Annotated in this window: 22 protein-coding genes; 15 read left to right on the top strand and 7 right to left on the bottom strand. The window is 64.7% G+C overall.

All coding sequences use genetic code 11. The features are described from left to right. Nucleotides 1-25 precede the first annotated feature (25 nt). The gene (gene torT / locus LB572_RS07570; protein ID WP_140803183.1) at nucleotides 26-1,084 is read right to left on the bottom strand and encodes a TMAO reductase system periplasmic protein TorT; all 1,059 of its coding nucleotides are present in this window, start codon (nucleotides 1,082-1,084) and stop codon (nucleotides 26-28) included. A 214-nt stretch (nucleotides 1,085-1,298) separates the two neighbouring features. After that, entirely contained in the window at nucleotides 1,299-2,675 is a 1,377-nt protein-coding gene (locus LB572_RS07565) for an aspartate aminotransferase family protein (protein WP_140803184.1), read from the bottom strand. Nucleotides 2,676-2,840: 165 nt separating this feature from the next. Between LB572_RS07565 and LB572_RS07560 the strand changes: the two genes are divergently transcribed. The 3 genes from LB572_RS07560 (at nucleotide 2,841) to LB572_RS07550 (ending at nucleotide 7,033) form a co-directional block, all read left to right on the top strand. Continuing rightward, the gene (locus LB572_RS07560; RefSeq protein ID WP_140803185.1) at nucleotides 2,841-3,530 is read left to right on the top strand and encodes a GntR family transcriptional regulator; all 690 of its coding nucleotides are present in this window, start codon (nucleotides 2,841-2,843) and stop codon (nucleotides 3,528-3,530) included. A 2-nt stretch (nucleotides 3,531-3,532) separates the two neighbouring features. After that, nucleotides 3,533-4,654 carry an NAD(P)/FAD-dependent oxidoreductase gene (locus LB572_RS07555; protein ID WP_224667276.1) on the top strand — a complete coding sequence of 374 codons (1,122 nt, stop codon included), beginning with the start codon at nucleotides 3,533-3,535 and terminating at the stop codon, nucleotides 4,652-4,654. A gap of 192 nt (nucleotides 4,655-4,846) precedes the next feature. Further along, nucleotides 4,847-7,033 carry a thiamine pyrophosphate-dependent enzyme gene (locus tag LB572_RS07550; protein ID WP_224667275.1) on the top strand — a complete coding sequence of 729 codons (2,187 nt, stop codon included), beginning with the start codon at nucleotides 4,847-4,849 and terminating at the stop codon, nucleotides 7,031-7,033. A 3-nt stretch (nucleotides 7,034-7,036) separates the two neighbouring features. Here LB572_RS07550 and LB572_RS07545 read toward each other — a convergent pair whose 3' ends face one another. Both LB572_RS07545 and LB572_RS07540 read right to left on the bottom strand, forming a co-directional pair. Then, on the bottom strand, nucleotides 7,037-7,807 hold the full coding sequence (locus LB572_RS07545) for an SDR family NAD(P)-dependent oxidoreductase (protein ID WP_224667274.1): 771 nt from the start codon (nucleotides 7,805-7,807) through the stop codon (nucleotides 7,037-7,039). Continuing rightward, complete coding sequence (locus tag LB572_RS07540) at nucleotides 7,804-8,724, bottom strand: aminotransferase class IV (protein ID WP_140803189.1); 921 nt, start codon at nucleotides 8,722-8,724, stop codon at nucleotides 7,804-7,806. The genes LB572_RS07545 and LB572_RS07540 overlap by 4 nt, the downstream gene beginning before the upstream one ends. Nucleotides 8,725-8,857: 133 nt before the next feature. Here LB572_RS07540 and LB572_RS07535 point away from each other — a divergent pair, with 133 nt between their 5' ends. Both LB572_RS07535 and LB572_RS07530 read left to right on the top strand, forming a co-directional pair. Continuing rightward, nucleotides 8,858-9,412, top strand: a complete 555-nt coding sequence (locus LB572_RS07535) for a VOC family protein (protein ID WP_140803190.1) — start codon at nucleotides 8,858-8,860, stop codon at nucleotides 9,410-9,412. Between the two features lie 81 nt (nucleotides 9,413-9,493). After that, the gene (locus LB572_RS07530; RefSeq protein ID WP_140803191.1) at nucleotides 9,494-10,174 is read left to right on the top strand and encodes a GntR family transcriptional regulator; all 681 of its coding nucleotides are present in this window, start codon (nucleotides 9,494-9,496) and stop codon (nucleotides 10,172-10,174) included. A 21-nt stretch (nucleotides 10,175-10,195) separates the two neighbouring features. Here the strand turns inward: LB572_RS07530 and LB572_RS07525 are convergent, their stop codons facing one another. Both LB572_RS07525 and LB572_RS07520 read right to left on the bottom strand, forming a co-directional pair. Beyond that, nucleotides 10,196-11,629 (bottom strand): NAD-dependent succinate-semialdehyde dehydrogenase, encoded by a 1,434-nt coding sequence (locus tag LB572_RS07525; protein ID WP_224667273.1) that lies wholly within the window; start codon nucleotides 11,627-11,629, stop codon nucleotides 10,196-10,198. 42 nt (nucleotides 11,630-11,671) lie between these two features. Continuing rightward, complete coding sequence (locus tag LB572_RS07520) at nucleotides 11,672-13,039, bottom strand: aminotransferase (protein WP_224667272.1); 1,368 nt, start codon at nucleotides 13,037-13,039, stop codon at nucleotides 11,672-11,674. Between the two features lie 103 nt (nucleotides 13,040-13,142). Here LB572_RS07520 and LB572_RS07515 point away from each other — a divergent pair, with 103 nt between their 5' ends. From LB572_RS07515 to LB572_RS07505, 3 genes are all read left to right on the top strand, one after another. After that, a complete protein-coding gene (locus LB572_RS07515) occupies nucleotides 13,143-14,030 on the top strand; it encodes a transketolase (RefSeq protein ID WP_224667271.1) in 888 nt (295 codons plus the stop codon). Continuing rightward, complete coding sequence (locus tag LB572_RS07510) at nucleotides 14,027-15,004, top strand: transketolase family protein (protein WP_224667270.1); 978 nt, start codon at nucleotides 14,027-14,029, stop codon at nucleotides 15,002-15,004. Before LB572_RS07515 ends, LB572_RS07510 begins: the two co-directional genes overlap by 4 nt. Before the next feature lie 224 nt (nucleotides 15,005-15,228). Beyond that, nucleotides 15,229-15,906: a GntR family transcriptional regulator gene (locus LB572_RS07505; RefSeq protein ID WP_140803196.1), complete on the top strand. Its 678-nt coding sequence runs from the start codon at nucleotides 15,229-15,231 to the stop codon at nucleotides 15,904-15,906. Between the two features lie 6 nt (nucleotides 15,907-15,912). Here LB572_RS07505 and LB572_RS07500 read toward each other — a convergent pair whose 3' ends face one another. Continuing rightward, nucleotides 15,913-17,145 (bottom strand): aminotransferase class III-fold pyridoxal phosphate-dependent enzyme, encoded by a 1,233-nt coding sequence (locus tag LB572_RS07500; RefSeq protein WP_224667269.1) that lies wholly within the window; start codon nucleotides 17,143-17,145, stop codon nucleotides 15,913-15,915. Nucleotides 17,146-17,252: 107 nt separating this feature from the next. Here LB572_RS07500 and otnK point away from each other — a divergent pair, with 107 nt between their 5' ends. The 7 genes from otnK (at nucleotide 17,253) to LB572_RS07465 (ending at nucleotide 24,634) form a co-directional block, all read left to right on the top strand. Next, nucleotides 17,253-18,530: a 3-oxo-tetronate kinase gene (gene otnK, locus LB572_RS07495; RefSeq protein WP_224667268.1), complete on the top strand. Its 1,278-nt coding sequence runs from the start codon at nucleotides 17,253-17,255 to the stop codon at nucleotides 18,528-18,530. Then, a complete protein-coding gene (locus tag LB572_RS07490) occupies nucleotides 18,530-19,180 on the top strand; it encodes a class II aldolase/adducin family protein (RefSeq protein ID WP_224667267.1) in 651 nt (216 codons plus the stop codon). Before otnK ends, LB572_RS07490 begins: the two co-directional genes overlap by 1 nt. Nucleotides 19,181-19,307: 127 nt before the next feature. After that, on the top strand, nucleotides 19,308-20,018 hold the full coding sequence (locus LB572_RS07485; protein WP_224667266.1) for a GntR family transcriptional regulator: 711 nt from the start codon (nucleotides 19,308-19,310) through the stop codon (nucleotides 20,016-20,018). A gap of 265 nt (nucleotides 20,019-20,283) precedes the next feature. Further along, nucleotides 20,284-21,771 (top strand): ABC transporter substrate-binding protein, encoded by a 1,488-nt coding sequence (locus tag LB572_RS07480; protein WP_224667340.1) that lies wholly within the window; start codon nucleotides 20,284-20,286, stop codon nucleotides 21,769-21,771. 33 nt (nucleotides 21,772-21,804) lie between these two features. Next, on the top strand, nucleotides 21,805-22,818 hold the full coding sequence (locus LB572_RS07475) for an ABC transporter permease (protein WP_224667265.1): 1,014 nt from the start codon (nucleotides 21,805-21,807) through the stop codon (nucleotides 22,816-22,818). Continuing rightward, a complete protein-coding gene (locus LB572_RS07470; RefSeq protein ID WP_140803201.1) occupies nucleotides 22,815-23,651 on the top strand; it encodes an ABC transporter permease in 837 nt (278 codons plus the stop codon). Before LB572_RS07475 ends, LB572_RS07470 begins: the two co-directional genes overlap by 4 nt. Next, nucleotides 23,651-24,634, top strand: coding sequence for an ABC transporter ATP-binding protein (locus LB572_RS07465; protein WP_412033544.1), 984 nt, complete (start codon nucleotides 23,651-23,653; stop codon nucleotides 24,632-24,634). The genes LB572_RS07470 and LB572_RS07465 overlap by 1 nt, the downstream gene beginning before the upstream one ends. Nucleotides 24,635-24,636: the final 2 nt, after the last annotated feature.

Genomic DNA, 24,636 nt, shown 5'->3' with positions numbered 1-24,636 from the left:
GAAGGCCGCGCCGGCGGCCTCGCTACTATTCGACCGAGAATACGGGGCGCCAGTTGTCTGGCGCGAAGATCTGGGTCGTGTCGATCTTGTCGACATTGTCCTTGGTAACGATGCCGGGGGCAACCAGCAGGACCTTTTCGTGATCCTTCTTCTCCAGCGCACGCACCGCGAGGTCGACGCCGATGCGTCCCATGATGACCGGATACTCGGTGGCGAAGCCCAGCACCGAGCCGTCCTTGACGGCCTTCAGCATGGTCTGGTTTTCGTAGGAGGACATGATGGTCACGTTGCTCAAGCCGGCGTCGGCGACCGCGCCGATCGCTGCTTCCGCCGTCGGTGCGCCGCCCCAGATGACGTTGACGTCCGGATGGGTCTGCAGCGCATCCTCGACCAGTTTGAGCTGTGCCGGCACGCTGGCCTCGCCGAACATCTCGCCGACCAGCTTGATGTTGCCGGTCTTGGTGCTGTCGCGGAAGCCGTTCATGTAGGTCTCGGCCCAGCCGCTGCCCTGCGGTCCAGGGAACGCCACGGCGGTGCCCTGCTTGTCGCCCAGATACTTCTTCACATACTCGCCGGTCTGAAAACCCTTCTGATAGAAATCAGGCGTGATGCGGGCGGTGATCGGCGTCTCCAGGATCGGATTGGCGACGGCGATGTTGACGATGCCCTTGCCCATGCCCTCGTTGATCTTGGCGGCCACGCCGGCTTCCGAAATCGCCGAGACCAGAATGGCGTCGGCACCGGAGGCGACGCAGTCGTCATATTGCGAGATCTGCTTCGGCAGGGCCGTGTATCCACCCGCCTGCAACACCGTCACCTTGACGCCGAGGCGCTTGGCTTCCTCGACGATGCCATAATCCACCGAAACCCAGTAGCTGTCCTGGAGATGCGGGAAGAGCACGCAGAGCTTCCAGGGTTTTTCCGCCTTGTCGAGCGGCTTGTACTCGATCTCTCCTACATTCTTCAGATCGCCGTCCTTGGCCGAGGCGATCTTGAACGGCCACCAGTCGGCTGCATGCGCCATGCCGGCCGACAGCACCGTCGCCGACAGCGCCAAGGCCAGTGATTTTCTCAATCCACTCATATCAGTCTCCCATTTTTTCAGCGCCCAGGCGGGCCAGAATTTCTCGATTTCGGCTTTGATTGCCTATTTTGTATCCAATTGCCACTTCTGTGTTGGCATTTCATAACGTCAAGCGACGAATTGCAACAAGAATGTATCCAATTCGATAGAAACTTACATCTTATATCTTATGTGTCAACGCGAGAATGAGCGACTCCCATCTGCGCTAAGTCCTTCAGCCCTGCGGGTGGACCTGCGGCAAGGCCGCGTCGAGCGAGCGCTGGAACGCATCGACCAATGCGTCGACCTGCGCCTCGGTGATGATCAGCGGCGGACAAAAGGCAATCGCGTCGCCCATGTTGCGCGAGATGACGCCGTTCTGCTGCAGCAGGCCGTTGACCAGCGCGCCGAGCGCCGCCGGCTTGCCCCATGGCGCCTTGCTCGCTTTGTCGGCGACGAGCTCCACGGCGGCGATCAGACCGACGCCGCGCACCTCGCCCACCAGCGGATGCGAGGCGAGCTTGCGCAGCCGCGCCTGCAGATGCGCGCCGACCTTGCGCGCATTGCCGACGAGGTCGCGCTCCTCGATGAGCTTGATGTTCTCCAGCGCGACGGCCGCGGCGACCGGATGACCGCCGCCGGTGAAGCCGTGGCCGAAGGTGCCGATGCGGTCGCTCTCGTCGGCGATCGGCTCGAACACCTTGTCGTTGATGATGAGCGCCGAGATCGGCAGGTAGGAGGAGGAGATCTGCTTCGACAGCACCATGATGTCGGGCTTCATGCCGAAGGTCTGCGAGCCAAACATCTCGCCTGTCCGGCCAAAACCGCAAATCACCTCGTCGGCCACAAGCAGGATGTCGTATTTGGCCAGCACTGCCTGGATCTTTTCCCAATAGCCGGCAGGCGGCACGACGACGCCGCCGGCGCCCATGATCGGCTCGCCGATGAAGGCGGCGATCGTTTCAGGCCCCTCGGCAAGGATGAGCTGTTCCAGCTCATCGGCGAGCCGTGCGGAGAACTGCTCTTCGCTCTCGCCGGCCTGAGCGTCGCGCCAGTGATGCGGCGTCGAGGTGTGCAGGATATTGGCGATCGGCAGGTCGAAGGAGAGATGATTGGTGGGCAGCCCGGTCAGGCTCGCCGAGGCGATGGTGACGCCATGATAGCCACGCTTGCGGCTGATGATCTTCTTGCGTGCCGGCTGGCCGAGCGCGTTCGACCGGTACCAGATCATCTTGATCGCGGTATCGTTGGCCTCGGAACCGGAATTGGTGAAATAGGCCTTGCTCATCGGCACCGGCGCCATCTGCACTAGTTGCTCGGCAAGGTCGATCAGCGGCGAATGAGCCTTGGAGCCGAAGTCGTGATAGAAGGGCAGCTTCGACATCTGCCTTGTCGCAGCGTCCACCAGCCGTTTTTCCGAGAAGCCGACGGCGACGCTCCACAAGCCCGCCATCGCCTCGATGTAGCGATTGCCGGCAAGGTCCTCGACATAGATGCCATCGCCCTTTTCAATCACCAGCGGCCCGGTTTCCTGATGCTTGCGGGCATTGGTGTAGCCGTGCAGGTGGTAGCGGATGTCGCGGGCTTCGGGGGAATTCGGTCTGGCGTCCATGACGGCTCCTGTCTGCAGGCGTCCAAGCGGGAATTGCCCTGCCTACCCCTCGTTCAAGGGGTCGCAGTTCCCTCTTGCATTATGCTGTTTGATGCATCATGTTTCTTATAAGATATACTGTCAAGCCTTTTTGGGACGACAGCCAAAAAACGGGACGGGAACGGCATGGCGAGCTTCAGCTTCGAAACGCTCGAGCGCGAAAACCTCGGCGAGACCGTCTATGCGCGCGTCGCCGAGGCGCTGATCAAGGGACGCTTCGCGCCGGATGCCAGGCTGACCATCCGCGACCTCGCCCAGTCGCTTGGAACCAGCGTCACGCCGGTGCGCGACGCTATCCTGCGCCTGATCCAGGACGAAGCCTTGGTGCAGAAATCGGCGCGCGAGGTACGCGTTCCCATCATCACGTTGGAACGCTATCGCGAGATCCGCCAGATCAGGCTGAAGCTCGAAGGGCTTGCCGCGCGCGAGGCAGCGCTCAAGGCGACAGCTAAGGATATCGAGCGGCTGCGCGATTTGATTGCACGCAACGAGCGCGCGATCGCCGACAGGAATTGGACCGAAGGGCTGGAGCTTAACCAGACCTTCCACTTCGCGCTTGCCGACATCGGCGACATGGTGGTGCTGCGCGGCATCCTGAACCGGCTTTGGCTGCAGATGGGACCGCTGATCGCGGAATCCTACCACGAAGGCGGCCGCGCCATGATCGACAATCACCACGCGGTTCTCGCCGCGGTCGAGAAGAAGGATGCCGATGCCGCCGAACGTGCGATCATCGCCGATATCACCGAGGGCGGAAACGTGATTCTCGAACGGCTGCTCGGCAGGCACGCCACCGACACGGCCAAGGCGGGCTGAGAATGGAACAGATCGACTGCATCGTCGCCGGTGCCGGCGTCGTCGGCCTTGCAATTGCGCGCAAGATGGCCGCACGCGGGCTGGACACGCTGATCCTCGAGGCGGCGGATGCCATCGGCACCGAGACGAGCTCGCGCAATTCGGAAGTGATCCATGCCGGCATCTACTATCCGCAAGGATCGCTGAAGGCCCGGCTCTGCGTCGCCGGCCGCGACATGCTCTACCGCTACTGCTCCGAACGTTCGATTGCGCACCGCCGCTCCGGCAAGCTGATCGTCGCGACCGACGAGACGCAGGAGCCGGTGTTGGCCGCCATTCGCGCCAGCGCCGCGGCCTGCGGCGTCGAGGATTTGCGCTACCTTTCCGCCGCGGAGGCGCAAGCCTTGGAACCGGCCCTGCATTGCACCGCCGCGCTCCTCTCGCCATCGACCGGCATCGTCGACAGCCACGGGCTGATGCTTGCCCTGCTCGGCGATGCCGAGGAGAACAGCGCAATGCTGTCCCTCAACACCCGTATCGTCTCGGGCCGCGTCGAGGCCGACCGGATCGTGCTGCGGACAATGGATACGGCGAGCGGCGAAGAGTTCGAGATCGCTACATCGCGCCTCATCAACGCGGCCGGTCTCGGCGCCGTGGCGTTGGCCGGCTCGCTCGAGGGATTTGACGGACAGTTCCTGCCGACGCTTCGCTACGCCAAGGGCAATTATTTCTCGGTTGCCGGGCGCGCGCCCTTTTCGCATCTTGTCTATCCGGTGCCCGAACCTGGCGGGCTCGGCGTCCATCTAACCCTCGACCTTTCCGGCACCGCCCGTTTCGGACCGGATGTCGAGTGGATCGACGCCCTCGATTATCGCGTCGATCCGGCGCGCGGCGAACGCTTCTACGCCGCGATCCGCAAATACTGGCCTGGCCTGGCCGACGGCAGCCTGCAGGCCGCCTATAGCGGCATCCGGCCGAAGCTGTCAGGTCCGGGCGACGCCAACAGCGACTTCGTGATCCAGCATGCTGCGACGCACGGCATCGACGGCCTGCTCAACCTGTTCGGCATCGAAAGCCCGGGACTGACCTCCAGCCTGGCGATTGCCGAACATGTGACGCGCATTCTCGCACCTGGGACGGACTGACTGCGCCGACGCACGACCATCAAGGCCGGCCGATACCCGCGCGTCTATCTCGGCGAAAGGCTGACATATCCGCCAATTGTATCCGATTAATGCGAAGAGCGGCAATTTTTGCCTTTCAAAAGGCAATTCACCTCACTATCGTATCCAATACGCTTCTTGACCCCCTACCCACGAGCCCGCCAGGAAATCCTGATGCCCGATTACGCAACATTGGCCCCATCAGCCCCCTGGCGCGAGCTCCGCACGACACGAGCCGACTGGGACGACGCCGATCCGGCTGTGCTGGAATCGATGCTGGTTTCGGCTCATCTGATCCGCGCCTTCGAGGAAAAAGTGCTGGAGCTGGCCGGCCAGGGCCTGGTGCATGGGCCAGCCCATTCCGCGGTCGGCCAGGAAGGCGGCGCTGTCGGCTCGGCCGCTCTGATGCGGGCGAGCGACCAGATCAATGGATCCCATCGCGCGCATCACCAGTTCCTCGCCAAGTCGATCCGTTATGTTGCGCCGCAGGGATTGGCGCCCGCCGACGACTTCTCGCCGGCCATTCGCGGCTTGGCGCAAAGATCGCTCGCCGAGATCCTCGGCCTGGCGCAGGGTTTCTGTCGCGGTCGCGGCGGCTCGATGCATCTGCGCTGGGCCGAGGCCGGCAATCTCGGCACCAACGCCATCGTCGGCGGCGGCGTGCCGCTGGCGGCCGGCGCCGCCTGGGCGCATAGGCGAGCCGGCAAGGGCGACGTGGCCTTTGCCTATTTCGGTGACGGCGCCGTCAACATCGGCTCGGTGCTGGAGACGATGAACATCGCCGCCGCCTGGAAGCTGCCGCTCTGTTTCTTCATCGAGAACAACCGCTACGCCGTCTCGACCCATGTCGAGGAAGCGACCGCCGAGCCGCGCCTGTCGGCACGCGGATCGGCCTTCGCCATTCCCGCCTGGAAGGTCGACGGCATGGATCCCCTCGCCGTCTATCTTGCGACGCAAGAAGCCATGGAGCTGATGCGCAATGGCGGCGGGCCTGCCATCATCGAGGCCGACGTCTACCGTTATTTCCATCAGAACGGCCCGCTGCCCGGCAGCGCCTTCGGTTATCGCGACAAGACCGAGGAAGCGGCCTGGCGGGCGCGCGACCCGCTCGACCGGCTGGCGAGCGAAATGGAACAGCGTCAGATCATCGGCAGCTCAGGCGTTGCCGCTCTGCGCGAACGCGCGCTTGCGCTGATGGCCGATGTCGCCGCCGAGCTCGTTGAGCAGGCGGACGGCAAGAACCGCATCAAGCCCGCGCTCTGGCCGGACGAAGGTTTTCGCGACCACGGCATACGCGGCGACCTCCAGGAATTTGCCAGGATGCGCACCGAGGAATTGGAAACCTTCGGCGGCGCGATCGACGGCGGCGCCAAATTCATCGACGCGGTGGCCAACGTCATGCAGCGGCGCATGGCAACCGACGACCGTATCGTCATCATGGGCGAGGATGTGCATCGGCTGAAAGGCGGCACCAACGGCGCGACGCGCGGCCTTGCTGCTGCCTTCCCCGACCGGGTGCTTGGCACGCCGATCAGCGAAGCCGCCTTCACCGGGCTTGGCGGCGGCATCGCCATGGATGGCCGCTATATCCCGGTCGTCGAGTTCATGTATCCGGACTTCATGTGGGTGGCCGCCGACCAGGTCTTCAACCAGATCGGCAAGGCGCGCCACATGTTCGGCGGCGATATCGACGTGCCGCTGGTGCTGCGCACGAAGGTCGCCATGGGCACCGGTTACGGTTCGCAGCACTCCATGGACCCGGCCGGCATCTTCGCCACCTCGCCCGGCTGGCGCATCGTCGCCCCGTCGACGCCGTTCGACTATGTCGGGCTGATGAACAGCGCGCTGCGCTGCAAGGATCCGGTGCTCGTCATCGAGCATGTCGAGCTTTACAATTCCACCGGTCCGGCGCCGGTCGACGACCTCGACTATTTCATCCCGCTCGGCAAGGCCAAGGTGGTGCGCCGGGGCACGGCGATGACCGTCCTGACCTATCTCGCCATGGTGCGTCCGGTGCTCGAGGCGGTCGAACGTCTCGGCGTCGACGCCGAGGTCATCGACCTGCGCTCGCTCGATCGCGCCGGCCTCGACTGGCAGACCATCGAAGCCTCGATCCGCAAGACCGGCAATGTACTGGTGGTCGAACAGGGCGCGCGCGGCACGTCATATGGCGGCCTGCTCGCCGCCGAGATCCAGAACCGCTGCTTCGACTGGCTCGACCAACCGATCCAGCGTGTCCATGGCGGCGAAGCCTCGCCGAGCATTTCCAAGGTGCTCGAGACCGCCGCTTGCGCACGCCCCGCCGACGTCGAGCGCGGACTGCGCCAGGTCATGGCTGACCAGGGGCGGCCGCTTGGCTGAACGTCAGGCCTTCGGATCATCACGCGGCGTCATGAAACCGGCGGTCTCGCCGCCGTCGACGCTGAGGACCGCACCGTTGACGAAGCCCGCGGCGGGAGACAGCAGCCAGCCGACCGCCTCCGCGACATCTTCCGGTGTGCCGAGGCGCGCCGCGGGAATGCGCTTTTCCAGCCTCTCGCGCCGACCCGGAATGGCCAGCGTCTTTGCCATCATCTGCGTGGCGATCTGACCCGGGCAAACGGCGTTGAAGCGCACCTCCGAGCCGTATTCGAGCGCCAGCGCTTGCGTGAGGCCAATCAGCGCCGCCTTGGAAGCGGTGTAGATCGCAAGTCCCTCCTCGCCGACCAGGCCGGCCACCGACGAGATCGTCACCACGGCGCCGCGCGCGGCCCGCAGGCCCGAAAGCGCATGGCGCGTGAACAGATAGGCCGATGTGGCGTTGGCCGTCATCGTCCTGTTCCAGTCGTCGAGCGTCGTCTGGTCGAAGGCCCCGCGCCCGCCGGCACCGGCATTGTTGACCAGGCCCGCGATACGCCCCCTGCCAAGCTCCAGCGCCACCTCGATCGCGCGCTTGCAGTCGGTCTCGCTGGTCGCGTCGCCGGCGGCGAAGACGGCGCCTGGAACCGCGGCGATCACATCATCGGCGGCGGCCTGGTCGCGCCCGGTAAAGACGACCCGCGCGCCATCCGCCGTCAGCCGCTCGACGCAGGCCGCGCCGATGCCGCGCGTGCCGCCCGTCACCAGGAAGACGCGCTCTACCGCTGCGGCGCTCATGCCGCCGCTCCGTAGTCGACGAGGGTGCAAAGCGGCCCTTCCCTGTGCGCGGCCCAGTAGAGGTCGTGGATGCGGCTGGTGACCGGGCCGGGCTTGCCGTTGCCATAGATGCGGCCATCAAGCACCGTCACCGGCATGATGCCGCCGGCGGAGCTCGATATGAAGATCTCGTCGGCCTCGCGCAATTCCTCGATCGGCAGCGGCCGCACCTCGCAGGTGACGCCCGCCTCACCCACAAGCTCCATCACCGTGCGGCGCGTCATGCCCTCGAAGACGCCGCGCTCGGGCGTGGTGACGACATTGTCCTTCACCGCGAAGACGTTGAAGCCGGCGCCTTCGGTGACATTGCCCTTGCCGTCGTTGAGCACGGCAACGATGGCGTCCTTGTCGTAGGCCTCGAAGATGCCCATCGTCAGGTCGAGCCAGTGGAAATTCTTAAGGCGCGGATCGAGCGATTCCGGCGGGATGCGCTGCACCGAACTCACCACCATCTTCAGCCCGTCACGCCGCTGCTCGTCATTGGCGATCCACACGAAGGGCTGTGCGAAGGCATAGAACCGGTTCTGACAGAGCCTGGGATCGCGGGTGCCGGCCGGCGGCACGCCACGCGTGCAGGTCATCTGCACATAGGCGTCGCGCAGCCCGGTCCGGCGCACGCATTCGACCAGGATGTCGGCTATCTCGGCCTTCGACAGCGGCAGGCTCATGCGCAGGCCGCGCATCGAGGCCAGGAAGCGCTCGATGTGGTCGTCGAGCCTGAAGAAACGGCCCTTCCAGACATGGGTGACGTCATAGGTCGCGTCGGAACGCACAAAGCCACGGTCGGTGATCGGAACGGCCGCCTCCGCAAGCGGCATGTAGCTGCCGTTGACATAGGCTATACCCAATGCCGGATCGTAAGCGGTGCGGTCTGTCATGAAATCCTCCACTGATGTCGAATCTATCATTGGATACAATATGGCGAATTTATTCGGCCAGATCGCCTAATTTGCTTGCCAATTGCCATCCGTTGGATACGGTCGCGTCTGAATTATAAATACCGGACCAGCAATGCTTCATGACACAAGCCATGTCGGCAAAGGCCTCCCAGGGCTGCGCGGCACCGAACATATCGGTTTTACCGTTCCCGATCTCGACGAAGCTGTCCGTTTCTTCGTCGAAATCATCGGCTGCGAGCCCTTCTACGAGCTCGGACCTTTCCGGTCCGACGGAGACTGGATGGAAACCCATCTCAACGTCCACCCCCGTACAGTGATGAAGCGGCTCAAGTTCCTGCGCTGCCGTCATGGCTCCAATTTCGAGATCTTCGAATACACCGCTCCAGACAAGGACGGCGCCCAGCCCAGGAACAGCGATGTCGGTGGGCATCATCTTGCCTTCTATGTCGACGATATCGATGAGGCGGTCGCCTATCTTAAGGCGCGAGGCGTGCGTGTGCTCGGCGAGCCGACGGTGCGCACCGAGGGGCCGAGCGGCGGTCAGAGCTGGGTCTATTTCCTGAGCCCCTGGGGCATGCAGCTCGAACTGGTCTCGTTCCCGGCGGGCAAGGCCTATGAGCGCGAGACGGAGCGTCGGCTCTGGCATCCGGCCAGCCCTCATTTGTGAGCGGTTGGTTCGTGCCGATTCCCAGCTGCTCGCCGATGCACTAACATCTTCGGGATCGACACGATGCGGGGAATTGAGATCATGGCCGGCAGACGCGCAAGCGGCGGAACCGAGAGCAACGGCGCCGCCCTGGCCAGTGGCCGCGTCACCGAGGCGCTGCGCGACGCCATCCTGTCGGGGCGGTTGCGGCCGGGCAGCCGTGTGCGCCAGGAGGAGCTCGCCGAGGAATATGGCATCAGCCGCATCCCGGTGCGCGAGGCGCTCAGACAGTTGGAAAGCGAGGGGCTGGTCATCCTCGTGCCCAACAGCGGCGCCTGGATTTCCAAGCTCGACCGCGCCGAATGCATCGAGATCTACAAGATCCGCGAGCGGCTGGAGCCGCTGGCGCTTTCCGAAAGCAGCGCCAACCTTTCGCCCGAAACGCTTGGGCGCCTGGAAGACCTCGTCTCGCGCATCGAAGCCGCCGGCAGCATCGACGAGTTCCTTCAGCTCGACCGCGAGTTTCATCTCCTGAGCTATGAAGGCGCGCGCATGCCTCAGCTCGCCCAGATGATCCACAAGTTCTGGAACACCACCCAGCAATACCGTCGCGCTTTCGCCGCTTCGGTCGGCAAGGCCGGCATGGCGGCGGTGCATCACGAGCATCGGCTGATCCTCGAAGCGCTGAAGCGACGTGACGGCGAACAGGCCGGCCTCATCCTCTACGGCCATATCCGCCGCACCCGCCTGCAGCTCGAACAGCATACCGAGATGTTCGGCTAGTCCAAGCGCTGGCGGGAGACACTAGAAGCCCGCCTGGCTGATGAACTTGGTGACGAGATAGGCTTCCAGCGCTTCCGAGCCGCCTTCGGAGCCGTAGCCGCTGTCCTTGACGCCGCCGAAAGGCACTTCCGGCAGCGCTAGGCCGAGATGGTTCGTCGTCAGCATGCCGGTCTCGATCTCAGCGCCAAGCTCGGTCGCCGTCTTCAGCGAACGGGTGAAGGCATAAGCGGCGAGCCCGTAGGGTAGCCGGTTCGCCTCGGCCACCGCCTCGTCGAACGTGCCGAACGGCATCACCAGCGCCACCGGACCGAACGGCTCCTCGTTCATGACGCGCATGCCGGGGCGCAGGTCGCTGAGCACGGTCGGCTCGAAGAAGGCGCCCTTGTTGCCGATGCGCTTGCCGCCGGTCTCGAGCTTGGCGCCCTCGGCCACCGCTTCGGAAATCATCGCCTCGACGGCCTGCAGCCGCCGTTCATTGACCAATGGCCCCATGCGGGTGTTCTCGGTCAGTCCGTCGCCGACCTTCATGGCGCGCGCATGGCCGACAAGCTTGTCGACGAACGGCGCGTAGGATTTCTCCTGAACCAAGAAACGCGTCGGCGAGACGCAGACCTGGCCGCCATTGCGGAACTTGGCCGCCGCCAGCAGGCTCGCCGCGTTGTCCAGGTCGGCGTCGTCGAAGACGATCGCCGGCGCATGCCCGCCAAGCTCCATCGTCGCGCGCTTCATATGCTGGCCGGCGAGCGCGGCGAGTTGCTTGCCAACGGGGACGGAGCCGGTGAAGGACACTTTTCGGATCACCGGATGCGGGATCAGGTAGCTCGAAATCTCCGGCGGGTTGCCGTAGACGAGATTAAGCACGCCGTCGGGAAGCCCGGCATCCCTGAAGGCGTCGGCGAGGCTGGCTGGCGAGGCAGGCGTTTCTTCCGGCGGCTTGACGATGATCGAGCAGCCGGTGGCGAGCGCGGCGCCGATCTTGCGGATGGTCTGCGACACCGGGAAATTCCACGGCGTGAACGCCGCGACCGGCCCGACCGGCTCGCGCACGACCAACTGGTGCACGTTGCTGGCTCTCGCCGGCACGATGCGCCCGTAGGTGCGGCGCCCTTCCTCCGCAAACCAGTCGAGGATATCTGCCGAGGCGAGAACTTCGGTCATCGCCTCGCCCAGCGGCTTGCCCTGTTCGAGGCTGAGCAGGCCGGCGATCCTGCCGGCACGCTCGCGCATCAGGCGCGCGGCTTCACGGATCACCTTGCCACGCTCGAAGGCCGAGACCTTGCGCCAGACCTTGAAGCCGCGTTCGGCTGCGGCGAGCGCCCGGTCGAGATCGGCGGCGCCGGCCACCGCAACCGAGCCTATGACTTCGTCGGTGGCCGGGTTGCGAACCTCGAGCGTCTTGCCGCCGGCCGCCGGGCCCCACTTGCCGTCGATGAAAAGCCCGACTTCGGGATACATGTTTTTGTCCTGTCTGATGGTGATTGTCATGGCAGCCAAGCCTCAGAGCGAGAGGCTCTCCCTGGTGTCTTCGATGGCGAGAAAAAGCGCGCGGACGAGCTCGTCGATCTGGTCCGGCTCGATGATGTAAGGCGGGCAGAGCGCCAGCACGTCGCCCATATTGCGCACGATGATGCCGCGTTGCCGGCAGGCGCGTTCGACCTGCGCCCCAACCCTGGCCTCGGCCGGAAAACCCTGTTTGGTGCGCCGGTCTGCGACCAGCTCGACGCCGGCAAGCAGGCCGACGCCGCGGATCTCGCCGACCATAGGATGATCGGCGAGCGCGTTGCGCAGTGCTCCCAGCATCTGCGCGCCCAGCGTCCGGGCGCGGCCGACGACATCGATCTCGTGATAGATGCGCAACGCTTCGGCGGCGACGGCCGAGGCGACGGGATGGCCCGAATAGGTGAAGCCGTGCCCGAAGACGCCGTTCCGGTGCCCTTCGTCGGCGATCGCCTGGTAGAGCGCATCCGAAACGACGACGGCGGCGATCGGCAGGTAGCCGGAGGTAAGCCCCTTGGCGACGGAGAACATGTCCGGCTTGAAGCCGAAGGTCTGGCTGCCGAACCAGTTGCCAGTGCGGCCGAAGCCGCAAACCACTTCGTCGCCCAGAAGCAGGATGTCGTGGTTGTCGAGCAACGCGCGCAGCTTCGGAAAATAACCCGCCGGCGGCACGATGACACCGCCCGCCCCCATCACCGGCTCCGCGATCATGGCCGCGATCGTCTCGGGGCCAGCCGCCAGTATCATCGCCTCCAGCTCGGCGATCAGCCGGCCGGCGAACGCCTCCTCGCTCTCGCCCTCCCGCCCTTCGCGGTAGAAATGCGGCTTGCCGGCAAAGAGGATGTCGTCGGTGTTCATGCCGAACGAGCGGTGCATATGCGGCAGGCCGCTCAGCACCGCGCCCATCACCGTGCTGCCATGGAAGGCGCCGGTGCGGCTGATGATGCGCCGCTTGCCGGGCTTGCCGCGCGCCGTCTGATAATACCAGGTGAGCTTGATCATGGAATCGTTGGCTTCGGAGCCGGAATTGGCCAGGAATATCCTGCAGTCCGGAATTGGCGAGACCGCTGCGAGCTGCTCGATCAAATCGATGCAGGGCTCGTTCGAGCGATGGTTGAAGGTGTGGTAGTTGGCGAGCTTGGCGAATTGCGCGCCGGCGGCGGCGGCCAGCCTGCTGTCGTTGAAGCCGAGCGATGCCGTCCATAGGCCAGCCATGCCTTCGATATAGCGGTTTCCGGCATCGTCGCGGACATAGACGCCCTCGCCGCCGGAGATGATCAGCGGCCCATCCTGCTCGTGCCGCCGCGGGTCCGTCTGCGAATGCAGATGCAGGCTCATGTCGATCGCCCGAGCCGAATTGTGCAGCATTTCCTGTTCCCCAAGAGCGGATGTTTGTTCTTGCGGCTCAATCAAATATCTTATAACTTATAAGTTGTCGAGGGTAGATAAACGGAAACGGAGGAGATCGACCATGGCGTCCTCAGGCGCGAGCCGGTGGCCGAGCAACAGCGGCAATGACGGGATATCGGACGAGCAGGCCGTCCGCCTGCGCGAGCGCGCGCGCTTCGTGCGGCTGGAGACGATCAGGCTGATTTCGATCGCCAAGGTCGGTCACTATTCGTCGGTCTTCTCCTGTGCCGAGATCTTCTCGACGCTCTACTACGACACGATGCGGATCCGTCGCGGCGAGCCTGACTGGGCGGAACGCGATCGTTTCCTGATGGGCAAGGGCCATGCGGCGGTCGGCCAGTTTCCGATTCTCGCCGATCTCGACTTCTTCGACCGTTCCTGGCTCGACGATTACACCCGCCTCGGCAGCCCGCTCGGCGATCACCCCGACATGCGCAAGGTGCCGGGCGTCGACTTCAGCTCCGGTTCGATCGGCCACGCCCTTTCCAACGGCGTCGGCATGGCGCTGGGCGGCCGCTTCCACGGACAGGACTTCAACGTCTTCGTCCTGCTCGGCGACGGCGAGATGCAGGAGGGCCAGGTGTGGGAGGCCGCCATCAGCGCCGCCACCCATCGGCTGGGCAGGCTTGTCGCGATCGTCGATCGCAATGGCTACCAGCTCGACGGCAAGGTCGACGATGTCGCCGCGGTCGAGCCGCTGGACGAGAAGTGGCGCGCCTTCGGCTGGGAAGTGCATGAGGTCGACGGCCACGACGTCGTCGCGCTCGCCAACCTGCTGCGCAAGGTCAAGGCCGACACCGGCCGGGAGAAACCCTGCTGCATCATCGCCAAAACGGTCAAGGGCAAGGGCATCGACTACATGGAAACCGAACCCGGCTGGCATCTCGGCTATCTCGCGCCGGAAGACGAAGCCCGCGCCCGCGAGACGATCCTGGAGGGTGCGGAATGAGCGCGGCCTTGCATCCCGACAGCTGGCAGTACCGCGAGCTCAACAAGCGCGCGCCCTCGCTCGCCACTTTGGCCAACACGCTGATCGAGCTCGCCGAAGCCGGCCATCCGGTCGTCGCCGGCACCGCCGATCTGCAGTACTCCAACGGTCTCGCCGGCTTTGCCCGGCGTTTTCCCGAACGCTTCACGCAGTTCGGCATCTCCGAACAGAACATGGTCTCGGCCGCGGCCGGCATGGCGACCACCGGGGTCATGCCCTATGTCGCGACCTTCGCCTCTTTCCTGGCGCTGCTTTGCTGCGAGCAGATCCGCATGGACGTCGCCTATTGCGCGCAGCCAGTTCGCCTGATCGGCCACCACACCGGCATCTCGCTCGGCTTCTACGGCACCTCGCATCACGCCACCGAGGACATCGCCATCATGCGCTCGATCGCCGACCTCACCGTCGTCTCGACCGCGGACGGACCGCAATTCGCCGCGGCGCTGCGCGCTTCGGTCAGCCACCCGCAGCCGATCTATTTTCGCATCTCGCGCGGCCACGACCCGGTCGTCTATGCCGATGATGCGCCGTTCGAATTCGGCAAGGCGGTGGTCCACGGCATCGGCAACGACATCACCATCATCGCCTGCGGCATGGCGGTGCACTCGGCCAAGCAGGCGATGGAAGCGCTCAACGGCAAGGGCCACTCCGTCGGCCTCATCGACATGCACACGATCAAGCCGCTCGACCGCGCGGCGGTGATGGCGGCGGCGCGCAAGTCGCGCATTATCCTGACTGTCGAGGAGCACAACATCCTCGGTGGCCTGGGTGGCGCCGTCGCCGAGGTGCTGGCCGAGGAAGGCGGCGGCGCACGGCTCGTCAGGCACGGCATCAAGGACGAGTACAGCCTCATCGCGCCGCCGACCCATCTCTACCGTCACTACAAGCTCGATGCGGCGGGCGTCGAAAGCGTCGCGCAATCCCTGCTCGCTTAGAGCATGATCCCGAACCGCAGGTCAGCGTAGCAAAAAGTGGGAACCGGTTTTCGGAAAAGATCATGCTCCAACAAAGAGCTTGAGCAGGATGACGATCCAACGAAACGTCATCCTGCTCTAGCAGGCTCTACAATACAGTGAAGGAAAAAGCGTCTATTGGTTATATCTTGTAGAATCACCGCCGGCAGAAGACGCCACACAACAATGCCGAGGAGACCTTTGCCGTGAACATTCAGCCGCTCGAGCAAGGCAATCTGTCCGCACGCGCCTATGTCGCCCTTCGCGAAGGGTTGATCGCGGGGCAGTTCCGGCCGGGCCAGCGCCTGGTGATGCAGGACCTCGCCGACCAGCTCGGCACCAGCGTCACCCCTGCCCGCGAAGCCTGCCTGCGGCTGGTCAGCGAGCGCGGCCTTGAGCTGCGCTCCGGCCGCTTCGTCACCGTGCCAGCGCTGACGCTGGCGCGCTACATGGAGGTGCGCACCATAAGGCTGTCGCTGGAGGGCCTTGCCGCCGGGCTTGCGGCCCAGAATGCGACGAAGGATGACATCGACAAGCTGACCGCCATCCAGAAGATATTCGAGAAGGCGGACCGGGCCAGCGATCCGGAACTTTCATTCCGCTACAACCGCGACTTCCACTTCTCCGTCTATCGGCTCTCCGGCATGGAGATGCTAGTCGCTCATATCGAGAGCCTGTGGGTCTCGATGGGGCCGATGCTGACCGTCTTCTTCAAGGAAGGCGAGCACAAATATGTCGGCGCCGCCCAGCACGAGACGGTGATCGAGGGCTTGCGCGAGAAGAATTCGGAAAAGGCGCGCGCCGCCATGGAGCGGGACCTGATCCTGGGCGGCGAGGATTTCCTGCGCTTCCTGCAGGGACACGAAGGCTTCGTTGCGTCCTAACCCTTATCAGGCCTGCAGCCGCGCGACCGCTGCCAGAGCCTCGTCCGTCACCGACAGCGCCTGGTCGATATCGGCCTCTTGGTGGGCAGCCGACAGGAACAGCGTGTGCGCCGGATGCAGGTAGACGCCGCGGGCGAGCGCTTCCAGGCAGAACGTGTCGCCGAGCTTCCGATCCACATCGTTGTCGAACAAAAGCACCGGCATCTGCACCGGCCCGCTTTGCCGCAAGGGCACGCCGTGCTTCCGCGCCTGCGCATCGAGACCGTCGCGGAAGCGCTGACCCATGGTCCGCATATGCGCCACCGCATCGACTGCCCCGAGCTTCCGGATCGTTGCGATCGCCGCCGCCATCGACACGCCGGCGGTCCAGAAGGAGCCGGTGGTGAAGATGCGTGTCGCTCCCTCGCGAAAACGGTCATTACCGGTGACAGCGGCCAGCGCATGGCCGTTGGCGATCGCCTTGCTCCAGGCGGCCATGTCGGGCCGGACGCCGACCGGTTCCCAGCTGCCGCCCATATCGAGGCGAAAACCGGCGCGCACGTCGTCGACGATCAGCGCGGCATCGGCATCGTCGGCGAGCGCCCGCGCCCTTCGCGCGAATGCCACGGTCGGCAATTCATGCGGCTTGCCGAGGTCGTGCTTGAAGGCCGAGACCAGGATAGCCGCGAGATCGCCCCTGCACAGCTCGGCCGCGGCCTCCAGGCTCTCGACGTTGTTGTAGTCGTAATGGACCAGATGCGCCCGGTCTTCCTCGGTAACGCCGGCGACCGACGGCGAGCACCACGGAATGGCGCCGTGATAGGCGCCGCGCGCGACCAGTATCTTGCGGCGCCCGGTGCCCGCGCGGGCGATCGTCAGGCAGGCGGTTGTCGCGTCGGTTCCGTTCTTCGAAAACATCGCCCAATCGGCATGCGGGACGGTCTCGACCATCAGTTCCGCCAGCTCGACGAGCCGCTCGCTCGGCCCGTTCATCGCATCGCCTAGCGCGCGCTGCTTGTCGGCCGCGGCCTCGACGTCGGCGTCGCCATAGCCCAGGATCATCGGCCCCCATCCGCAGAGGAAATCGATGTACTCGCGTCCGTCCGCATCCCAGCTGCGGCACCCTTGAGTGCGCGAGAAATATTGCGGGTAGCCGGCCGGCAAGCGCGGTGCATTCTGATGCCCCCACATGCCGCCGGGGATGACGCGCTTTGCCCGGGCACGCAAGGCGTCGTCGATGCTCTTTGAATGTTGATCCATGGAAGAATGCCCCCGCCTGGCGCGTTCCGCCCGACTCGCCAAGACTTGTTGCAGCATTCGATATATCATGTATCATCCGCGCACAATAGTTCGGGGACGCGGAGAAAATGCAGCCCATCATCGGCATCGTTGCCGACGATCTCACCGGCGGCATGGAAACGGCCGCGATGCTGGTGGCGCTCGGCGTCGACTGCGGATTCGTGACCAGGCCTGCCCTGGTCCAGCATTTCGCCAACTCGCCCGCTGTGGTCGTCGCCCAAAAGACCCGCGTCGTTCCTGCCGCCGAGGCTGTGCGGAAATCGGAGGACGCGGCACAGCGGTTGCTCGACATCGGCGCAAGGCGGCTGTTCTTCAAATATTGCGCAACCTTCGATTCCACCGATGACGGCAATATCGGCCCGGTGGCCGACAGCCTGCTTGCCCTGACGCGGGCCACGCATACCGGCTTCTGCCCGAGTTCCGGCGATCTCGCGCGCAGCGTTTTCCAGGGCCATCTGTTCGTCGGCGCGCAGCTCGTCTCGGAATCGTCGAAACGGTTCGATCCGCTGACCCCGATGACTGATTCCAACCTCGTTCGCGTGCTGCAGCGGCAGTCGAAACTCGCCGTCGGGCTGTTGCCGCACAATGTCGTGCGGGCGGAACTCGCCAGTCGCCGCGCCTATCTCGATCATCTGGTCGCGCAAGGCATCCGGCACGTCATCCTGGATGCAATCTATGCCGAGGATCTCGCCGCGGTCGCGGCGCTCACCGTCGACTGGCCGTTGATGACCGGCAACGCGCCGATCATCCGCCACTATCCCGCGCTCTGGCGCGAGCGCGGCTGGCTGGACGACGCGCCGCCGAAGCGGCCGCTGCCGGCGGTGGAAAGCCCCGGCGTCGTGCTTGCAGGCAGTTGCGCCGAACGGACGCTGGAGCAACTGGCAGCGTTCGAACAAGCAAGGCCGGTGCACCGCATCGACATTTCCGCCGTCGACAGTATCGAGACAACCGTCGCGGCGGCCCTCGCCTGGGCGGACAAGCACCTGGGCAGCGGCCCGGTCTCGATCGCCACCTCGGCCGACCCGGAACAGGTCGGCGCCGCGCAGGCGAAACTCGGTCGCGACGGCGCCGCGGCCTTCGCTGAAGCTGTTCTCGGTAGGCTTGCCGTCGAACTGCACAGACGCGGCGTCCGGCGCTTTCTCGTCGCCGGCGGCGAGACGTCCGGCACGGTGGTCGAGCAGCTTGGCATCGACCGCTTGAAGGTCGGCGCCTATCAGGGGCCAGGGATTGCCAGGGCGACGACGGAAGAGGCCGATGTCGTCGCCCTCAGCCTGAAATCGGGGAAGCTGGGCCCTGTGGACATGTTCCTGCCGACGCTGGAATCCATGCGGCATCCGGAGCACTGATGACGACGGACGAAGACACACCCCGCCAGGCAATCGCCGACACCGTGAGGCGTCTGCAGGACAAGGGCTTCAATCACGGCAACAGCGGCAATGTGAGCTGCCGGATTGCCGGCGGCATGCTGATCACGCCGACCGGGGCAAACAGCGCCAATCTGACGCCGTCGAAGCTTATCCGCGTCGAAGAGGACGGCAGCACGATCGGCGGCATTCCATCGAGCGAATGGCACATGCATGCCGCGATCCTCAACGCCTACCCGGCCGCCAACGCGGTGATCCATACCCATGCCGATGCCTGCGTCGCGCTGGCATGCCTGCGCAAGCCGCTGCCTCCCTTCCATTACATGGTCGCGGCCTTCGGCGGCGCCGATGTGCGCTGTGCCCACTACGCCACCTTCGGCACCGCCGGGCTCGGAGAAACGGCGGTCGAGGCGCTGAAGGGCCGCACCGCCTGCCTGCTCGCCAATCACGGCATGATCGCCATCGGCAAGACGCTCGAAGCCGCCTTCCAGACCACGGTGAAGCTTGAAACCCTGGCCCGCCAGTATCTGATGGCGCTGCAAGGCGGCGAGCCGGTGCTGCTTCCCGAAGCGGAAATGGAGCGGGTCGGAAAGCGATACGGCAATTATGTAACGGGTTTGTTGCCAGGCTAGCAAGCACAGGAACACCGTTCTTATGAACTGAATTTTCGAATGGCTGCCGGCCCGCGATATGGACAGGTCTGGCGACGTATGATCTTGAGAACCATTGGCCAGATGCAAAAAACGAGTCCACTGACGAATGCAGAACCTGCCTGAGATCCAGGCGACGAGCCTGTCTTCGCAGATCTACCTGCGTCTTCGCCAGGAGTTGATGTCGGCGCGGCTCCACCCCGGCGACCGGCTGAAGATTCGCGACCTCGCCCAGCAGCTTGGCACCAGCGAGACGCCAGTACGCGAGGCCATCTTCCAGCTGGTCAAGGACGGCGCGCTGGAAATGAAGCCGGGTTACTATATCCGTGTGCGGCGGATCAGCCTCAAGGAATATCTGGAACTGCGCGACATCCGGCTGGTGCTCGAACCCTATGCCGCTTCAAAAGCGATGCCGCATATCGACGAACCGTTCCTGAAAACCCTCGAAGATATCCATCACAAGTTGATCGAGGCAGAGCGCACCAAGGACTATGCCGCCGCGCTTCAATACAACTACGACTTCCACTTCACGGTTCATCGCAAATCGGAAATGCCGCATCTCATCGAGATGATCGAGAGGCTGTGGATCCAAGCCGGCCCGTTGCTCAGCCTGCTCTACCCGCATGGCCACCCGACCTATGAAGGCCAGCACCAGCACGTCAACGTGATCGCCGCCTTGCGTGCCAAGGACGAGGCGGCGCTGCGCCGCGCCTTCGAACAGGACCTGATCGAGGGCGGCCGCAAATTCGTCGAGCACCTCGCCGCGATAGAGAGCAGGGAAGACGCCGAAGACGAGCCCCCGCGACGGTCGCGACGCTAGCCGGCACCCTCTAGAAAACCCGATATCCAGGCCCCGCTCCATCCGAGGAAAATCTCTGGATGGGCCGTGAGTACCAAGCCTTTTCGCCGGGCTTCAACGCTTTCGTCCATTCTTGCTTTCACCGCCCGCCACGCGGCGCGGAACCGTCATCATGCGCGCTTGCGACCTTCATCATATATGATATATTCTATTTCCAGAGACCAAAAATAAGGGGAGAACGATGAAGCTTCGCAATGGGATTTTGGGACTGGCGCTCGGCCTTCTGATGGGCGGCGTCTCCTACTCGGCTTTCGCCGACGACGCGTCCACTTTCGTCTATGCCGATGCCGGCGAGCCGAGCACCATCGACCCGGCCAAGGCCAATGTGAACTGGGAGTTCACGGTCACCCGCAACATCTACGATCGCCTGGTCGACTTCGATCTTAATGATCCATCCAAATTGTTGCCGGCGCTGGCGACGGAATGGCAGCAGGACGGCAAGGTCTGGACTTTCAAGCTGCGCGACGGCGTTACCTTCCACGACGGCACCGCCTTTGACGCCAACGACGTCAAGGCGACGCTCGACCGACTGCTGAAGATCGGCCAGGGTCAGTCCTATCTGGTCGACGACATCGCCAGCGTCACCGTGGTCGACCCCAAGACCGTCAAGATCGAGACCAAGGCGCCCACCGTCTTCCTCGCCTCCAACCTCAGCCGCATCGAGATGGTGTCGGACGAGGACATCGCCAAGCACAAGGACGACCTCGGCCAGGCCTGGTTCAACGAGAACGCCAACGGCACCGGTCCCTACGAATTCGTGTCCTGGACGCGCGGCACCCAGATCGAGCTGAAGCGCAACGACAAATGGTGGGGCAAGTTCCCGGAAAAGCCGTTCGACCGCGTGCTCGACCGTTTCGTCACCGACGGCGCCAACCGCGCCCGCGGCCTTGAAGGCGGCGAGTTCGACCTCGCCAATTTCGTGCCGCTCGACGAGGCCCTGCGCATCGGCACCAGCAGCGGCTTCCATATGGTCGAGGGCAACAATCTGTGGGCGTGGCCGGCGATCTATCTCAACATGGATCTGGCGCCGACCAACAACAAGGATTTCCGCGAAGCGCTGGTCAAGGCGTTCGACTACAACGCCATGGTGCAGTCCTTCCAGGGCAAGGCCGAAGTCGGCCGCGGCCCGGTGCCGTCCTGGTTCCCCGGCAGCCCCGAGAAGGAAGAGGCCGAGATCAAGACCGACCTCGACGGCGCCAAGGCGGCACTTGCCAAGTCGGGTCTCGCCAACGCCAAGATGAAATGCTCGGTGCCTGCCGGTTTCCCGGAATTCCGCTTTGCCGCGACCGTGCTTCAGTCTTCGGCCCAGCAGCTCGGCGTCACCGTCGAAATCGAGGAGCAGCCCTTCGTCGAGGCGATCACCGCCATCAAGTCCGACAAGAGCAACTGCTTCGTGCTCGGCAACGCGAACCTCAGCCCATCCGACGCGACCAAGTTCTTCGCGGCGCATTACCTCAAGGGCGGTTTCTACAATTCCGGCAAATTCTTCGACCAGACGCTGCAAGACCTCGTGGCCAAGCTGCCAACGATTTCCGACGCCGCCGAACGCGGCAAGCTGCTCAAGCAGGCGGCCGATATCGTGGTGGACTCCCACTACATCATCTGGACCGCGCGGCCCAAGACAGTGGTGCCCGAGCCTGACCGGATCGGCGGCTACCGCATCGACCCGGCCGAGTACATCAACGCCCGCTTCTGGGAAATGTACAGCAAGTAACAGCAGCGGGGTGAGCATGCGGACAGCACGGTTGTGATCGCTTTCCTGTTCAAGCGTCTGGTCTGGGGCCTTCTCGTCCTCATCGCCGTCGCGGTCATAACCTTCTTCCTCAGCCGTGTCGTTCCGGCCGACCCCGCCGCCTTCCTGGCCGGCCAGAACGCCTCCGAGGAGACCGTGCAGCGCATCCGCGTCGAGCACGGTCTCGACCGTCCGCTGCCGGAGCAATTCGCTACCTACATGATCGGCCTCGCCAAGGGCGACCTCGGCGAGTCGATCCGCACGCGCCGCAGCGTCAGCACCGACCTCAAGCAGTATCTGCCGGCGACGCTGGAGCTCCTGATCGTCAGCTTCGTCCTTTATCTGGCGGTCAGCTTCTCGCTGGCGGTGCTTGCCGCCCGCCGCCCCGGCGGCGCGGTAGACGGCGCGATCCGCCTCATCACCATGATCGGCACCGGTATCCCGGTGTTCTGGCTCGGCATGACGCTGCAGTTCTTCTTCTTCTACAAATTGCACTGGCTGCCGCTCGGCGCGCGCTTCCCGATCCGCGAGACGGCGCCGCCTGTCATCAGCGGCTTCCTGCTGGTCGATTCCCTGCTCGCCGGCAGCCTCTCGGCCTTTCTCGCCAGCCTGAAGCATCTGACGCTCCCCGCCGCGACCATCGTCGTCAACCTGCTTGCGGTCGGAACGCGGCTGTCGCGCGCCGCCCTCATCCAGGAACAGAGCCGGCTCTACGTGCGCACGGCGCGCGGCAAGGGCCTGTCGCCCAACCGTATCCTGTTCAAGCACATCTTGCGCAATGCGCTGTCGCCGATCCTGACGGCGACCACCATGCAGTTCGGCTACATGATCAGCTGGGTGATCCTGGTCGAGGTCATCTTCGACTGGCCCGGCATCGGCCTCTACGCCTACCAGTCCTTCCAGGTCTTCGACTATTCGCCGGTCATCGCGCTGGCGATCGTGTCCACGGCCGGCTTCGTGATCATCAACCTGGTGATGGACCTTCTCTATCCGGTGATCGATCCGCGCGTGCAGAGTGTCGGCTCATGAGCATTTCGACCCAGCCCGCGCGCCGGACCATCGCGAGGCCGAAGGGCGTGCTCTTGCCGCTCGCGCTGCTGGTGCTGGTGATCCTTGCGGCTTTCACGCTTCTGCCCGGCCTGATCGCGCCGCACGACCCGATCGCGCTCGCCATGGCCGACCGGCTGAAGCCGCCGAGCCTCACCCACATCTTCGGTACCGACGAGGGCGGCCGCGATGTCTTCTCGCGCATCGTCTACGGCACCCGCTATTCGCTCGGCGTGGCGATCGCCATCGTCTTCGCCTCCGCTCTGTTCGGCGTGATCTATGGCGCGGTCTCCGGCATGGCGCGCCAGGGCATCGACAATCTGATGATGCGCATCGTCGACCTGTTCTTCGGCTTCCCGGCGCTGGTGCTGGCGCTCGCCGTCGCCGCCTCGATCGGACGCGGCCTCGACAGCGTGGCGCTGTCGCTCGCCATCATCTGGTGGCCGGGCTATGCGCGGCTGGTGCGCGGCGAGGTGCTGCGCCTGCGCGAGCGGCCGCATGTCGAGGCCGCCCGGGCGCTCGGCGTCTCCGAGATGACCATCCTGCGCCGCCACATCATCCCCTTCGTCGTCCAGGAGGTGAATGTGCGTATCACAACCGATATCGGCTACGCGCTGGTCGCCGTCACCGCCCTTTCCTTCCTCGGCCTCGGCGCCAATTCGCCGACGCCGGAATGGGGTCTGCTGATCCGCGACTCGCGCCCCTATTTCGGCTCGGCCTGGTGGTACCTTGTCTTTCCCGGCACCATGATCATGCTGACCGCCACCGCCTTCTCGCTGATCGGCGACGCGCTCGCTTCGAGGCGGGCCGCATGATCCTGTCGGTCCGCGACTTCGCAATCGGCTTCCAGCGCGAGGGTCAGAACCTCGTCGCGGTGGACGGCATTTCCTTCGACGTCGAAGCGGGCGAGACCTTCGTCATCATCGGCGAGTCCGGCTCGGGCAAGTCGCTGACCGGCATGTCGATCGCCGGACTGCAGCCGCCCACCGCCTTTGTCTCCGGCTCGATCCGCTTCAAGGATCGCGAAATGCTGAAACGGCCCGACGCCGAATTGCGCAAGCTGCGCGGCCCGGAGATCGGCCTGATCTATCAGGATCCGCTGAGCTCGCTGAACCCGGTCTGGCCGGTCGGCGACCAGATCGCGGAGACGCTTGTCGCGCATGGCCTTGCCGGCCGCGCCGAGGCAAGGAAGCGCGCCGTGGAAATGCTGGAGCGCGTCCGCATTCCCGACCCGCGCCGCGTCGCCTCCGCCTATCCGCACGAAATCAGCGGCGGCATGCGGCAGCGCGCCATGATCGCGATGGCGCTGGCCGCCGGGCCGAGCCTGCTGATCGCCGACGAGCCGACGACGGCGCTCGACGTCACCATCAAGGCGCAGATGCTCGAGCTGCTTGCCGAACTGAAACACGAGATGGCGCTGACGATCGTCTTGATCACCCACGACATGGGCGTGGTCGCTGAAGTGGCCGACCGGATCCTTGTGCTCTATGCCGGCCGCATCGCCGAGGTCGGGCCGGCCGACTCCATCATGCTGCAGCCCTCGCATCCCTACACTGCGGCGCTGATGACCAGCGCCATGATTTCGCAGACGCCGGCCAAGCAGGAGCTCAACGCCATCGTCGGCGGCGCGCCCGGGCTGGGCGCCTTCCCCGCCGGATGCCGCTTCCATCCGCGCTGCCCGCGCGCGCAGAACGACTGCAAGGCCGTCGAGCCGCCGCGGCGCAAATTCGGCGTCGTGGAGCTCGCCTGCCATCATCCGATCGAGGCGGCGATGTCCCTGACAGCGGCGAGGAGCTGACC

Source organism: Mesorhizobium sp. BH1-1-5, from assembly GCF_020165615.1.
Classification (GTDB): domain Bacteria; phylum Pseudomonadota; class Alphaproteobacteria; order Rhizobiales; family Rhizobiaceae; genus Mesorhizobium.
Note: the sequence above shows the minus strand (reverse complement) of the source record. Positions and strands in the feature narration are given on the sequence as shown.

What these genes read in the sequence shown, in the direction of transcription:
- torT (WP_140803183.1), bottom strand. Translation starts at nt 1,084, where the DNA reads ATGAGTGGATTGAGAAAATCACTGGCCTTGGCGCTGTCGGCGACGGTG.
- LB572_RS07565 (WP_140803184.1), bottom strand. Translation starts at nt 2,675, where the DNA reads ATGGACGCCAGACCGAATTCCCCCGAAGCCCGCGACATCCGCTACCAC.
- LB572_RS07560 (WP_140803185.1), top strand. Translation starts at nt 2,841, where the DNA reads ATGGCGAGCTTCAGCTTCGAAACGCTCGAGCGCGAAAACCTCGGCGAG.
- LB572_RS07555 (WP_224667276.1), top strand. Translation starts at nt 3,533, where the DNA reads ATGGAACAGATCGACTGCATCGTCGCCGGTGCCGGCGTCGTCGGCCTT.
- LB572_RS07550 (WP_224667275.1), top strand. Translation starts at nt 4,847, where the DNA reads ATGCCCGATTACGCAACATTGGCCCCATCAGCCCCCTGGCGCGAGCTC.
- LB572_RS07545 (WP_224667274.1), bottom strand. Translation starts at nt 7,807, where the DNA reads ATGAGCGCCGCAGCGGTAGAGCGCGTCTTCCTGGTGACGGGCGGCACG.
- LB572_RS07540 (WP_140803189.1), bottom strand. Translation starts at nt 8,724, where the DNA reads ATGACAGACCGCACCGCTTACGATCCGGCATTGGGTATAGCCTATGTC.
- LB572_RS07535 (WP_140803190.1), top strand. Translation starts at nt 8,858, where the DNA reads ATGCTTCATGACACAAGCCATGTCGGCAAAGGCCTCCCAGGGCTGCGC.
- LB572_RS07530 (WP_140803191.1), top strand. Translation starts at nt 9,494, where the DNA reads ATGGCCGGCAGACGCGCAAGCGGCGGAACCGAGAGCAACGGCGCCGCC.
- LB572_RS07525 (WP_224667273.1), bottom strand. Translation starts at nt 11,629, where the DNA reads ATGTATCCCGAAGTCGGGCTTTTCATCGACGGCAAGTGGGGCCCGGCG.
- LB572_RS07520 (WP_224667272.1), bottom strand. Translation starts at nt 13,039, where the DNA reads ATGCTGCACAATTCGGCTCGGGCGATCGACATGAGCCTGCATCTGCAT.
- LB572_RS07515 (WP_224667271.1), top strand. Translation starts at nt 13,143, where the DNA reads ATGGCGTCCTCAGGCGCGAGCCGGTGGCCGAGCAACAGCGGCAATGAC.
- LB572_RS07510 (WP_224667270.1), top strand. Translation starts at nt 14,027, where the DNA reads ATGAGCGCGGCCTTGCATCCCGACAGCTGGCAGTACCGCGAGCTCAAC.
- LB572_RS07500 (WP_224667269.1), bottom strand. Translation starts at nt 17,145, where the DNA reads ATGGATCAACATTCAAAGAGCATCGACGACGCCTTGCGTGCCCGGGCA.
- otnK (WP_224667268.1), top strand. Translation starts at nt 17,253, where the DNA reads ATGCAGCCCATCATCGGCATCGTTGCCGACGATCTCACCGGCGGCATG.
- LB572_RS07490 (WP_224667267.1), top strand. Translation starts at nt 18,530, where the DNA reads ATGACGACGGACGAAGACACACCCCGCCAGGCAATCGCCGACACCGTG.
- LB572_RS07485 (WP_224667266.1), top strand. Translation starts at nt 19,308, where the DNA reads ATGCAGAACCTGCCTGAGATCCAGGCGACGAGCCTGTCTTCGCAGATC.
- LB572_RS07480 (WP_224667340.1), top strand. Translation starts at nt 20,284, where the DNA reads ATGGGCGGCGTCTCCTACTCGGCTTTCGCCGACGACGCGTCCACTTTC.
- LB572_RS07470 (WP_140803201.1), top strand. Translation starts at nt 22,815, where the DNA reads ATGAGCATTTCGACCCAGCCCGCGCGCCGGACCATCGCGAGGCCGAAG.